Annotated in this window: 2 protein-coding genes; both read right to left on the bottom strand. The window is 70.3% G+C overall.

What is annotated here, in order from left to right:
* Positions 1-114 precede the first annotated feature (114 nt).
* Positions 115-1,104, bottom strand: a complete 990-nt coding sequence (locus NN2_RS13425; protein ID WP_063013557.1) for an ATP-binding cassette domain-containing protein — start codon at positions 1,102-1,104, stop codon at positions 115-117.
* Complete coding sequence (locus NN2_RS13420) at positions 1,101-14,744, bottom strand: non-ribosomal peptide synthetase (RefSeq protein WP_082856968.1); 13,644 nt, start codon at positions 14,742-14,744, stop codon at positions 1,101-1,103. The genes NN2_RS13425 and NN2_RS13420 overlap by 4 nt, the downstream gene beginning before the upstream one ends.
* Positions 14,745-14,809 lie beyond the last annotated feature (65 nt).

Raw genomic sequence — 14,809 nt, 5'->3', positions numbered from 1 at the left:
CCGGCGCCGCGATCGTATGGACGTCGCTGTCGGTGTCGGGCCGCGTCACCGCCGCGTCGGTCTGCGTGGGTTCTGCCGCCGTCTCCGATTCGGCGACCGCCGCTTCGACGGTACTCACGACATGATCTCCTCTGCTACGTCTTCGGTTTCGGATTCCTCGATCGGCTCTGCGGGCGTGCCGGTCAGCGACAGGAACACATCGTCGAGGCTCGGCCGGGTCACCTCCGCATCCACCACACACACCCCCGCGTCGTCGAGCCGGCGCAGGGCTTCGACCATGGTCCGGGTGCCGTCGCCGACCACGATCGAGACGTGATCGGCTCCCGGCTCGTGGATCGGCTCGCCGAGGCCGACCTCGCTCAGCACGGATTTGGCCGGGCCCGGATCCTGCCCCTCGGCCAGAGTCACGGTGAGCCGGTCGCCGCCGATCGAGGTCTTCAGTTCGTCGGCGGAGCCGCGCGCGATCACGCGGCCCTTGTCGATCACCGTGATCCGGTCGGCCAGCTGATCGGCCTCCTCCAGATACTGGGTGGTCAGCAGCACGGTGGTGCCGTCGTCGACCAGATCGCCGATCACCTTCCACATGTCGAGGCGGCCGCGCGGGTCCAGGCCGGTGGTCGGCTCGTCGAGCACCACCACCGTGGGCCGGGCCACCAGCGCCCCCGCGAGGTCCAGGCGGCGGGCCATACCGCCGGAGTAGGTGCCCGCGCGCCGCCCGGCCGCATGTTCCAACCCCAGCGCCGAGAGCAGTTCGGTCGCGCGCTCGGCGGACTTCTTGTGGTCCATGCCGTACAGCCGGGCCACCATCCGCAGGTTCTCGAATCCGGACAGATTCTCGTCGACCGCGGCGTACTGCCCCGAAAGCCCGATCCGGGTGCGCACCCGCGCCGGATGATGCACCACGTCGACCCCGGCGACCCGGACATTGCCGGAGGTCGGTTTCAACAGGGTGGTGACTATTCGGACCGTCGTCGTCTTACCGGCGCCGTTGGGTCCCAGCAGACCCATCACGGTCCCCGACGGGATCTCCAGGTCGATGCCGTCGAGTACCCGCGCCTTACCGTAGGTCTTGACCAGATCGGTGACTTCCACTGCCAAACTCACAGCGTCTCCTCCGTGTCGCCGCCGGCGGCGGCCTCGAGTTGTTGCCGCAGCACCGGACCGATGACGGCCAGCGCTTCCGGTGTCGTCATGCCGGAATGCCGGCAGCGCAGTTTGCGGTCCTCGATCACGCCCGTCACGAACGGTTCCCAGGCCGCGGCGCAGCGCTCCGGATCGGCGAGGTTGACCTCGTCGTCGGCGGCGGTGAAGAACAGCAGATCACCGTCGAAGACGCGCGGCCGGAATCCGTTGGCCTGCACCGTGCCGTTGGCGTATCCGGTGTAGAGCCGCTGCAGGTGGTCCATCGTCAGCGCCGCGAACGGGCCGGGCCGGCCGCGCAGCAACTCGGCCGCCTCCTCCAGGGTCAGGCCCGGATCCACGCCGTTGTCGCCGCCGAGCAGATCGCTGCCGAATTCGCCGATGATGTCGGCCACGCCCGGCATCGCCCGGTCGAGCCAGCGGTCGCCGAGCTGGTAGCTGTCCATCATCGCCAGCAGCGCCACCTGCTGGCCCGCCTCCTGCAGCTGCACCGCGATCTCATGGGCGATCAAACCACCCAGCGACCAGCCGAGCAGATGGTACGGGCCCTCCGGCTGCACCGAACGCATATGCGCGACATAGTCTTTCGCGGCCGCCCGGATCGAGTCGTGCTCCTGCTCGCCGGTGATGTGCGGCGCCTGCAACCCGTAGACCGGGCGGTCGCCGGGCAGATGCGCCAGCAGGCCCGCGTAGCACCACGACAGGCCGATCGCCGGATGCACGCAGAACAGCGGCGGCAACGTGGCCTCGGCGGCGGGGCGGATCGGCAGCAACGGCTGCATCGCGACCGCCAGCACATCCTCGCCGGAAGCCGCCAGCTGCCGGGCGATGCCGGCCGGGGTGGATTCGGCGAACATCAGCTGCACCGGCATCTCGACCCCCGCGGAACGCAGGTGCGCCACCACCTTCGTCGCCAGCAGCGAGTTGCCGCCCAGATCGAAGAACCCGTCGTCGGCGCCGACCTTGTCGACTCCCAGCACCTCGGCGAACGCGTCGCAGACCGCCGTTTCCATCGGTCCCGACGGCGCGCGGTAGCCGTGCTCGGTGGCGAAGACCGGTTCGGGCAGCGCCTTGCGATCCAGCTTGCCCACCGGGTTCAGCGGCACCGACTCCAGCAGCATGATCGATTGCGGCACCATATAACTCGGCACCAGGCCGGCCACATGGGCGCGCAACTGCGCCGGTGTCGGATCGGTGCCGGTGCGCGGCTTCACATACGACACCAGCGCGGTGGCGCCCGCGGCGGTCCGGTGACCGATCGTGGTGGACCACTCGACCTGGGCGTGGCGGTGCAGTGCGGCGTCGATCTCGCCGAGTTCGATGCGGAAGCCGCGAATCTTGACCTGGTGGTCGGTGCGGCCCACGTACTCGAGTTCGAAGCGGCCACCGCGCTGCACCCAGCGCACCAGATCGCCGGTGCGGTACATGCGTTCGCCGGGCTTGCCGAACGGGTTGGCCACGAACCGCCCGGCGCTGAGCCCGGTGCGGTTGTGGTACCCGCGCGCCAGCGCCGGCCCCGACAGGTACAGCTCGCCGACGACGCCGGCCGGGGTCGGATGCAGCCGCGGGTCCAGGACCGCCGCGTGCACACCGCGAATCGGTTCGCCGATGGTGATCGGCGCACCCGGCGCGATCGGCGGGGCCATCAGCGTCACGATGGTCGTCTCGGTCGGGCCGTACACGTTGTGCAGGTTCCGGCCGGGCGCCCACCGCGCCACCAGCTCCGGCGGCAGCGCCTCGCCACCGACGAGCACGTGCCGGAACGAGTCGAGTCCGGCCGGGTCCACCGTGCCGAGCGCGGCGGTGGTGATGAACGCGTGGGTGATGTCCTCTTCGGCCAGCAGCCGGGCGAGCTCCGCACCGCCGTAGATCCCGGTCGGGGCGATGACCAGCGTCGCCGCCCCGCCCAGGGCGAACAGCAGATCGAGCATCGCCGCGTCGAAGCTCGGGGTGGCGAAGTGCAGCACCCGGCTGTCGGGCCGCACGTCGAACCGCTCGGCGGTTTCGGCGGCGAAGTTCGACAGACCGCCGTGGGTGACCACCACTCCCTTGGGGGTGCCGGTCGAACCGGAGGTGTAGATGACGTAGGCCGGGTTCTCGATCCGCAACCGGCCCCGCCGCTCCGCCGGGGTGATCGGCGCCTCGGAGGCGCGCAGCACGTGCTCCTGCAGGTCCGGTCCGTCCAGCTCCATCCATTCGGCGCCCGCGGGCATCCGCTCGCGGTGCGCGGCGAGCGTAATGCCCAGGGTGGCACCGGAATCGGTGAGCATGTGGGCGATGCGGTGTTCGGGATAGTTCGGGTCCACCGGCACGAACGCCGCACCGGTCTTGGCCACCGCCAGGGTCGTCGCCACCGACTCCATCGACCGCGGAATACCCACGGCGACAAGCATTTCCGGTCCGACCCCGAGGGAGATCAGCACCCGGGCCAGGCGGTTGGTCCACCGGTCCAGGGCACCGTAGCTGATCTCGGCGTCTTCGGTGCGCAGGGCGATCGCCCGCGGATCGGCGGCGACCGCGGCGGCGAAGACCTCGGGCAGCGTCCCCGGACGGCCGGCGAGCGCACCTCGCACGGGCGCCAGCGTCGACCATTCGGTGGGGTCGAGCAGCTCCAGATCGCCCACCGGCAGTTCCGGGTTCGCGGCCGCCGCCTGCAGCAGCCGGGCGAAGCGGGCGCCGAGGCGAGCAGCGCTGGTGTCGTCGAACAGGTCGCGGGCGAAATTCACCGAGACGGTGATCCCGGCCGGTTCCCGCTGCTCGGTCCACGATTCGGTGAGGGTGAATTGCAGATCGAATTTCGCGATCCCCGGATCGGCGTCGCACGCCTCGATCGTCAGCTCGGGCAGCTCCAGGCTGCGCACCGGCTGATTGCGCACCGACAGCATCACCTGGAACATCGGGTGATGCGCCTGTGAGCGCGCCGGATTGAGCACCTCGACCAGCCGCTCGAACGGCACATCCGCATGCGCGAACGCCTCGAGGTCGGTGTCGCGGACCGCGCGCAGCAGATCCGCGAAGGTCTGTGCGCCGCTGACCGGCGTGCGCAGCACCAGCGTGCCGACGAACATGCCGACCATCGCGTCGAGGGCCTGCTGCCCGCGGCCGGCGATCGGGGTGCCGACGGTGATGTCGTGCTCGGCGCTGATCCGGTGCAGGAGCGAGGCCAGCGCGGCGTGCAGGACCATGAACATGGTGACGCCGTGGCGGGCGGCGACGGCCTGCAGTTCGCGATGGGTGACGGCATCGAGGACGCAGTCCACCGTGCCCCCGCGATAGCTCGGCGTCGCCGGGCGACGCCGGTCGGTGGGCAGCGGCAGCAGTTCGGGAATGCCGCTCAGTGCCTCGCGCCAGTAGTCGAGCTGGCGGCTGATCGGCGATTCCGGATCGTCCTCGGCGCCCAGGGTGTCCTGCAGCCACAGCGTGTAATCGGCGTACTGGACGGGCAACTCGGCCCATTCCGGCGCCGACCCGGACGCATACGACCGGTACGCACCGGCGATATCGGCGGCCAGCGGCTCCAGCGACCAGCCGTCCATCGCGATGTGGTGGACCACCAGCACCAGTACGTGATCGTCGGCGGCGATCCGCAGCAGCTGCGCGCGCAGCGGTGCGGTGGAGGCGAGATCGAATCCGGCCGCCGCGAAAGTCCGTACGGCGCCGGTGATTTCGCCCTCGTCGACGTCGACCACCGGTAGCGCCACGGCGGCCTCGCCGGGGGCGAGCACCCGCTGGTAGGGCTCGCCGTCGACCTCCGGGAAGACCGTGCGCAGCGTTTCGTGACGCCGCTGCACCGCATGCAGGGCCGCGTGCAACGCCGCCACATCCAACGCGCCGTGCATGCGCAAAGCGACCGGCACGTTGTAGACGCCGGACAGATCCTCGGCCGAGGAGGCGTTGAACCGGTTGAGGAACCACAGCCTCCGCTGCGCCGCCGAGAGCGGCACCCGGGCGGGGCGCTCGCGCCGCGTCAGAGCGGGGCCGTGGCCGCCGTCGCGGGCGCCGCCGTCGAGCAGGGCGGCGAGTTCGGCGACGGTCGGGGCGCCGAAGACCGAACGCACCTGCACCCGCACCCCGGTGGCATCGCTGAGCCGGGCCACCAATTGCGTTGCCAGCAGCGAGTTTCCGCCGATCTCGAAGAAGTTGTCGTCGGCGCCGACGGATTCGGCGCCGATCAGCTCGGCCATCACGTGCGCGACCAGACGTTCGGTATCGGTGCGCGGTTCCCGCGCCGTGGTGGTGATCTGCTGCGGTTCCGGCAGCGCGTCCCGGTCGAGTTTGCCGACCGGGGTCAGCGGAATCCGCTCCAGCACGGTGACGCTGCTGGGCACCATATGCGCCGGCAGATGCGCGGCCACATGGTCTCGCAACGCCTCCACATCGAGTTCGGCGCCGGGCTCGGCGGGCAGCACATAGGACACGATCCGCGGTGTGCCGGCGATCGTGCGCACCTCGGTGTGGGCGAAGCGCAGCGCCGGGTGCGCGGCCAGCACCTCGGTGATCTCGCCGAGTTCGATGCGGAAACCACGCAGTTTCACCTGGTGATCGCTGCGGCCGAGGTAGACGATCTCGCCGTCGGCGCGCCACCGCACCACATCGCCGGTGCGGTACATGCGCGCGCCGTCGGGTCCGTACGGGTCGGCGACGAATCGCGCCGCGCTGAGGTCGGGGCGCTCGAAGTAGCCGCGCGCGACCGATTGGCCACCGAGATACAACTCGCCCGGGACGCCGACCGGGACAGGCCGCAGCCGCTCGTCGAGCACGACCGCGTGCACCCCGCGCACCAGCGAGCCGATGGTCACCTGGTCACCGATCGCGAGCGGACCCGCGATCGTGACCACGATGGTCGTCTCGGTCGGCCCGTACCCGTTGAACAGCATCCGGCCCGGCGCCCACCGCTCGATCAGATCCGTGCCGAGCGCCTCGCCGCCGACCATGATCGAGCGCAGATGTGGCAGCGGCCAGCGCCGGTGGTCGATGGTGGCCAGTGCGGAGGTGGTCATGAAGGTGTGGCTGATGCGTTCGCGATCCATCAGGGCGGCCAGCTCGTCGCCGCCGTAGATATCGGGCGGGCAGATCACCATGGTGGCGCCCGCGCCGATCGTCAGAAGCAGATCCAGCATCGCCGCATCGAAACTCGGGCTCGCGAAGTGCAGGGTGCGGGCGTCACGGTCGACGCGCATCCGTTCGCGGATCTCGTCGGCGAAATTCGACAGTCCGGCGTGGGTGACGGCCACGCCCTTGGGCTTTCCGGTCGAACCGGAGGTGTAGATCAGGTAGGCCAGATCGGTCGTCCACGCCGTGCGCAGCCGTTCGCCGCCGGTGATCGTGCGCTCGTCCTGGGCGTCGAGTTCGGCGCACAGCACCGGGTCGTCGAGCAGCAACCACTCGGTGGCCGGCCCCGAGCCGTTGCCCGCGGTGGCGCGGGTCAGCCGATCCCGGTGGGCGGTCACCGACAGTCCGATCGCACATCCGGAATCGGTGAGCATGTGCCGGACGCGGTCGGCCGGATAATTCGGATCGACGGGGACGAACGCGGCACCCGATTTGGTGACGGCCAAGGCGGCGGCCACCGATTCGATCGAGCGGGTCAGCCCGATGGCCACCCGGTCGCCGCTGCCGACGCCGCGAGCGATGAGGGCGCGGGCGAGCCGATTCGAACAGCGCTCCAACTCGGCGTAGCTGAGCTCGTCGTCGCCGCTGCGGATCGCGGTGCGGTGCGGATGCAGGTGCGCGGTGGCGGTGAAGTAGTTCGCCAGGCTGCACTGCGGGGTGGCGGCCGGGCCGCGGCGCGGGGTGAACTCCATGCGTTCGACGTCGGTGCGGGCGTCGATGTCGCGCACCGGAATCCGCGCATCGGCGCTGACCGACTCCAGCACCAGCAGCAGCCGCTCGGCCAGCGTGCGCACCGTGTCCTCGTCGAAAAGTTCCGCGGCGTAGACCATTTCGAGGTCCCGGGTATCGGCGGGCACCCGCAGTTCCAGATCGAACTTGGCCACCGCGATGTCGAGTTCCTCCGCGCGCAACCGCAGGCCGGGCAATTCCAGGGCCGGCGGCGTGGTGTCCTGCACGGTGAGCGCGACCTGCAGCAGCGGCCGCCGTCCGCCGTTGCCGCGGCCGAGTTCCTCGACGATGCGCTCGAACGGCAGTTCCGCGTGCGACATGGCGGAGAGTTCACCGTCGCGGTCGGCGCGCAGCTGATCGGCGAAGGTGTGGTCGGGGTCGACATCCGAACGCAGCATCAGGGTGTTGACGAACATGCCGACCAGGTCGTCGAGGCGGGTGTCGCCCCGCCCGGCCACCGGCGTGCCGATGACGATGTCGCGGCCGCCGGTGACGGCGCGCAGCACCACCGCCAGCGCCGAGCGCAACACCATGAACAGGCTCACGCCCTGCGCGCGGGCCAGCTCCTCGAGCCGCTCCCGCAGCTCTTCCGGCATCCGGATCCGCACGGTGCCGGCGCTATTGGTCGGCTCGGCCGGGCGCGGCCGGTCGTAGGGCAGCGGCAGCTCCTCGGGCAGGCCCTCGAGGGTTTCGCGCCAGAACCGCAGCTGCACGGCCGCGGCGCTGGCCGCATCGGATTCGTCGCCGAGGCATTCGCGTTGCCACAGACTGAAATCGGCGTACTGCACCGGCAGCGGCGCCCAGGCGGGAGCCGCCCCGCCGCGGCGCGCGGTGTAGGCGACCATCAGATCGGTGGTGAGCGGTCCCAGCGACCAGCCGTCCGCGGCGATGTGATGGACCACGATGCCCAGCTGATAGGTGCGAATCCCGGTGCGCAGCACCGTCATTCGCAACGGAATCTCCCGGGTGAGATCGAATCCGCGCTGGGCGAGGCCGCGCAGCGCCACCCGGGCGCCGTGATCGTCGGTCACGACGGGTTCCAGCACCGGCAGACAGCGGTCGGAGTCGAGGACCAACTGGTACGGACCCGCCTGATCCTCGGGGAAGATCGTGCGCAGCACCTCGTGCCGGTCGACCAGATCGGCCACCGCGGCACGCAGGGCGGGCAGATCCGGATCGCCGTCGATGCGCAACGCGAAAGCGATGTTGTAGGCGCTGGATTCGGGCGCGTAGCGGTTCAGGAACCACATCCGCTGCTGCGGCAGCGACAGCGGAATCCGGCCGGGGCGCGGGTCGTACCGCGTCAGCGCGACCCGGTTCGTGCGCGGCGCGTGTTCCAGGTGCGCCGCGACACCGGCCACGGTGGGCGTTTCGAAAACGGCCCGCACCGGCAGTTCGACGCCGAATTCGGTGTGCAGTGCGGCGGTGAGCCGCGTGGCCAGCAGCGAGTTGCCGCCGGCGTCGAAGAAGCTGTCCTCGGCGCCCGGTACGGCGTGGCCGAGCACCGTGGCGAAGACCTGCGCGACCCGCTGTTCCAGTTCCGACTCCGGCGCACGGGACGGTCCGGCGGAGGTGAAGACCGGCGCGGGCAGCGCCTTACGGTCGACCTTGCCCGCCGGAGTCACCGGCACCCGGTCCAGCACCGTGATCGCCGCGGGAACCATATAGGCGGGCAGGTGGCGGCGCGCGGTCTCGAGCACCTCGGCCGGATCGATCTCGGTGTCGGCGGCCAGATAGGAGGCCAGCCGGGCGGCACCGTGCTCACCGGTGTGCACGACGGTCATCGCGAACCGCACACCCGGATGCGCGCGCAGCACATGGTCGATTTCGCGTAGTTCGATGCGGAAGCCGCGGATCTTCACCTGATCGTCGGCGCGGCCCAGGAAGCGCAGCACACCGTTGCCGTCGGTCGTCACCAGATCGCCGGTGCGATACATGCGCTCGCCGCGGCGACCGTGCGGATTCGCCGGGAACCGGGCGGCGGTCAGGCCGTGGCGGCCCAGATAGCCGCGCGCCAGGCCGGGCCCGGAGATGTACAACTCCCCCGCGACGCCGGGCGGAACCGGACGCAACCGGTTGTCCAGGATGAACAATCGCATCCCACGCACCGGCTTGCCGATGGGGACCGGACGGCCCGCGACCATCGGATCGCTGGCGGTGGCGGCGACGGTGGCCTCGGAGGGGCCGTACATGTTGTGCATGCGCCGCCCGGCGGTCCAGGTGCGGACCAGATCCTCGGGGCATGCGTCACCGCCGACGATGACGGCCTCGAGATCGTCGAGGCCGTCCGGGGATACGGTCGCCAGCGCGGCCGGGGTGATGAACGCGTGGGTGATCCGCTCGTCGCGCAGCAGCCGCGCGAGCTCGGCGCCACCGTAGAGTCCGGCCGGCGCGACCACGATGGTGGCGCCCGCGGCGAAGCCCAGCAGCAGTTCGAGCACCGAGGCGTCGAACGAGGGCGAGGAGAAGTGCAGCGTGCGCGCCGTGTCGCTGACCCGGAACAGGTGCATCTGCTCGTGCGCCAGCGAGGCGATACCACCGTGGGTGACCACGACCGCCTTGGGCCGGCCGGTCGAGCCGGAGGTGTAGATCAGATACGCCGGATGCGAAATACGCAGCGGCAGTGGACGATCCCGGTTGGTGATCGGCGCGGACGAGACCCGCGCGAGGGCGTCGGTGAGGACGCCCGAATCCATCAGCAGCCAGTCGGCGCCCTGTTTGCGGTGGCGCCCGCGGTGCATCGGCCGCTTCGGCATGGCGGCGTGGCTGCGGGCGTCGGTCACGCCGAGCATCGCACCGGAATCGGCGAGCATGTGCTCGATGCGTTCGGCGGGGTAGCCGGGGTCGACCGGCACATAGGCGGCACCGGTCTTGGCGACCGCCCAGATCGCGGTGATCGAGGCCAGGCTGCGCGGCAGCGCGATCGCGACCACCACCTCGGGGCCGGCACCGTGTTCGATCAGCACCCGGGCCAGCCGGTTGGAGGCCTCGTCGAGCTCCCGGTAGGTGGTGTCGCGGCCCCGGTATCGGACCGCCACCAGCTCCGGGACCCGTTCCGCGGTTTCGTGCAGCAGCCGCGCCAGGCTCAGCGGCGGCACACCGGGCGCGCCCGCGATCGGCACCAGTTTGCCGACCTCCCGCGCGTCGAGAATCGGCAGATCACCGACCGGGGTCTCCGGCGCGCCGACCGCGGCATCGAGCAGCCGGACGAAACGCCGCGCCACCGACTCGACCGTGGAGTGGTCGAAAACGTCAGCGGCATAACCGAATTCGGCGGTCAGCGGGCCGTCCTCGGCGTCGGCGGCATCGCTGTCGTGGACGATCAGTTGCAGATCGAATTTCGCGACGCCGACATCCATCGGCAGCACCCGCGCGCTGAGACCGGGCAGGTCGACCCGCAGTTCGGGGTTGTTCTCGTAGGAGAGCATCACCTGGAACAGCGGATGCCTGCCCGCGTCGCGAGACGGGTTGACGACCTCGACCAGCCGCTCGAACGGCACATCGGCGTTGGCGAAGGCGTCGAGGTCGGTTTCACGGACGCGGTCGAGCATGCGATCGAATCCGGTGGCGGGGTCCACCTCGGTGCGCAGCACCAGGGTGTTGACGAACATGCCGACCAGGTCGTCGAGCGCCGGATCGGAGCGGCCCGCGATCGGAGTGCCGATGGCGATATCGGCGGTGCCGCACAGGCGTGAGAGCAGGCTCGCCAGGGCGGCATGCATGATCATGAACGTGCTGACGCCGCGCTCGGCCGCCACCGCGGCCACCGCGCGGCGGGTTTCGGCCGGAATCGTGAATTCGACTCGGCCACCGGCGGTGTCGCGCTGACGCGGGCGCGGGCGATCGAGCGGAAGGTCCAGCTGATCGGGGAGGTCGGCCAGGGCGGTGCGCCAGTAGGCCAACTGCCGCGCCAGCGCGCTGGTGGGGTCGGTCTCGTCCCCCAGCAGTTCGCGCTGCCACAGGGCGAAATCGGCGTACTGCACCGGCAGCGGCGCCCACTGCGGTGCCTGCCCCGTGGTCCGCGCGGCGACCGCACCCATCAGATCGCGGGCCAGCGGCGCCACCGACCAGCCGTCACCGCAGATGTGGTGCAGGACCACCAGGAAGATGTGTTCGTCGGGCCCGGTCGCATACAGCGCCACCCGGATCGGCGCCTGACTGCGCAGATCGAAGCCGTATCCGGCGTATTCGGTGGCCAGGGCCAGCGCGTCGGCACCGGTGGTGTCGATAGGCTCGAGGTTCAGCGGGATCTCGGCGGCCGGGTGGATCACCTGGACCGGGCCGGTCGGCGAATCGGGGAAGGTGGTGCGCAGGCTCTCGTGCCGGTCGAGCACATCGAGCAACGCGGCGCGCAGCACCTCGACCTCGAGCGGTCCGCTCAGCTCGACGGCCAGCGGCATGTTGTAGGCGCCGGCGTGTTCGGCGAAGCGGTTGAGGATCCACAGCCGCTGCTGAGCGAGCGAGAGCGGAATGCGTTGCGGCCGTGGGCCGGCCACCAGTTTCGGGGAGGACCGGTCGACGCCGTGCGCGCCGATCCGTTCGGCGAGCTGGGCGACCGTCGGCGACTCGAACAGATCCCGGATGGTCAGTCCGGAACCGAAGGCGGCGTTGATCCGGGCCACGGCCCGGGCGGCCGACAGCGAATTGCCGCCGAGGTCGAAGAAGCTGTCCTCGACGCCGAGGCTCGCACCGCCGAGGACCTCGGTGACGAGGGCGGCCAGTTGACGTTCGGTGGCCGTGCGCGGTTCGACGATGCCGTCGCCACCGCGGCGCGCGGGCGCCTCCGGTGCGGGCAGCGCCTTGCGGTCGATCTTTCCGTTGGCGCTCAACGGCAATTCGTCCAGCACGACGACCACCGTCGGCACCATGTACCCGGGCAGGACGCCGCGCAGGTCGGCGATCAGCGCGGTGCTGTCGACGGTGTGTCCCGGTGCGGCCACCACGTAGCCGACCAGTTCGTCACCGGCCGGGGTGGTGTGGGCGACGCAGACCGCGCGGGCGATCCGCTCATCGGCCAGCAGCGCCGCCTCGACCTCGCCCAGCTCGATCCGCTGCCCGCGGATCTTCACCTGAAAGTCACTGCGTCCCAGATATTCCAGGGCCGCGGGCAACCGGTCGGCACCGGCGGCGGGCGGGATCGGATCCATCCGCCAGCGCACCAGGTCGCCGGTGCGATACATGCGCGTGCCGGGGGTGAATGGATTGGCCACGAAGCGATCCGCGGTCAGGCCGGGGCGGCCCAGATAGCCGCGGGCCAGCTGCACGCCGGCCAGGTACAGTTCGCCGACCACGCCGGGCGCGACCGGCCGCAAGGTCTCGTCGAGGACGTAGACCTGGGTGTTCCACACCGGCGCGCCGATCGGGATGACGTCGTTCTCCGGCGCGCACGCCCAGTAGGTGACGTCGACGGCCGCCTCGGTGGGCCCGTACAGGTTGTGCAGCTGCGCCCCACCGGCCGATGCCGCCGATCCGGACCGTCGCGCACCGGGAACCGCGGCGTGGAAATCGCGGACGGTCGCGGCCGGCAATGCCTCACCGCTGCAGAACACCCGGCGCAGTCCGCCGCAGCCGCGCACATCGGTATCGGTGACGAAGACCGACAACATCGACGGCACGAAATGGGCTGTGGTCACGTTCTTTTCGGCGATGATCCGCGCGAGATAGGCGGGATCGCGGTGGCCGTCCGGCGCGGCGATCACCAGCCGCGCGCCGATCTGCAACGGCCAGAAGAACTCCCACACCGACACATCGAAGGTCGCGGGAGTCTTCTGCAGGACGGTGTCGCTGTCGTCGAGTGGATACCGGTGCTGCATCCACGCCAGGCGGTTCACGATGGCGGCGTGGGTGATGCCGACGCCCTTGGGTTTACCGGTCGAGCCGGAGGTGAAGATCACGTAGGCCAGGTGGTCGCGGCGCAGCGGTGCGCGCCGGTCGGCGTCGGTGATCGGCGGTTCGGCGCCGGACTCGTCGGTGCCGAGTTCCTGAACGTCGATCACCGCGACCGATGCGGGGAAGTCCACCTCGTCCCGGGCCGCGGTCAGCACGCACAGCGGCGCGGCCTGTTCGAGGATGTGCGCGGTGCGCTCGGCCGGATGATCGGGATCGATCGGCAGATAGGCCGCCCCCGCACGCACGATCGCGTACATGCCGACCACCAGGTCGAGGCTGCGTCGCATGGCCAGGCCCACAACCGTGTCGGGTCCGGCACCGCGGGCGATCAGCATGCGGGCCAGCCGGTCCGCACGCTGCCGTAGCTGTTCGTAAGTCAGTGTGTCGCCGTCGAATTCGACTGCGATCGCATCCGGCGTCGCCCGCGCCTGCGTGCCGAACAGGTCGGCGAGCGTGCCCGGCCGCTCCGGTACCGCGGTCGCGTTCCACTGCCGCAGCACCTCGTCGCGTTCGGCGTCGGTGATCACCGGTACCGCCGCGACCGGATCGGCCGGATCGGCGGTCACAAAGCGGTTCAGGTAGCCGAGGAACCGCTCGTGGTGGCGCGCCAGTTCGGCCGTGCCGTAGAGCTGCGGGTTGGCCTCGAAATCGACGTGGATGCGCCCGCCCTCGCCGTTGTAGAGGTTGATCGACAGATCCTCGACCGGTCCGGTCGACAGCACGTTCAACGAGCCGACGAAGCTGCCGAAGTTCAGTTCGCTGTGGAACAGCATGATGTTGACCATCGGCCCGAAGAAGCCGCGGGCATCGCGTGAATAACCGCAGTCGCGTCTGATGTCGTCGTGGCGGTAACGCTGGTGCCGCAGGGCGCCGGTGATCTGCAGTTCGGTGGCCTTGACCACGTCGGAAACCGTGGTGCCGGCATCGAATCGCACCCGGATGGGCACCACGTTCGACACGACACCCGCGGAGCGGCGCAGCGCGACCGTGGTCCGCGCCGACATCGGCAGGCTCAGCACCACATCGGAGGTGCCGGTCACCGCGCGCACGTACCCGGCCAGCGCCGCGACCACCAGCGCGGAGTTCTGCGTAGCGAAAGTGGTTGCGGCGGTATCGAGTTCGGCTTCGGTCTCGGCGTCGAGCACCGCCGCGGCGATGCGCCGGCCGGGATCCGGCGTGGACGAGGCGATCCCCGATGACGACAGGGTCAGCGGCTCGCCCACCCCTGCGAGCTGCTCCCGCCAGTACTCCCGGTCGGCGCGGTAGCGGCTCGACTCCCGGTACTGCGACTCCCCGGCGTAGATCTCGGCCAGCGAAGCGGCCCGCGAGACCGACGGCTCGGTGTGTTTCTCCAGTGCGGTGTAGATCTCGGCGGTACGGGTGAGCGCGTTCATGGCGCCGTAGCCGTCGATGACGATGTGGTGAGCGCGGCAGTACCAGATGTAGTCCTGGTCACCGAGGCGCAGGACGACGTTGATGGTCAACGGCTCGTGTTCGATATCGATCGGGCTGCTGGCGTGCTCGTTCATCCACCGCAGCGCCGCCGCGCGCGGATCGGGTTCCTGGCGCAGGTCTATCCGGGCCCACCCGGGCCGATGCGCCGAATCCACCACCTGCTGCGGCACGCCGTCGATTTCCACGACGCGCAGCTGGCCCACCTGGGATTCCGCGCCGAACCGCTCGATGGAGTAGAGCAGCCGGCCCACGTCGAGATCACCGTGAATTTCCACGTATTGCGCGATGGTCAGTGGCACATCGGGTCGAATCCGCTGCGCGTACCACAGGGCGGTTTGCGCCGGTGACAGAGCGAAGGGTTGTGCTGAAAATTCGCCGGAAGCACATTGGTCGACACGATCGGTGGCCAATGAACCCATCAATCACTCCGTTCTGCCGCTGTATACGCAACTCCCCGGTCCCCGTCCGCGAGCGGAAAAGCGCG

It is taken from the genome of Nocardia nova NBRC 15556, assembly GCF_001613005.1.
GTDB classification, from domain to species: domain Bacteria; phylum Actinomycetota; class Actinomycetes; order Mycobacteriales; family Mycobacteriaceae; genus Nocardia; species Nocardia nova.
This window is presented reverse-complemented; position numbering and strand designations above follow the sequence as displayed.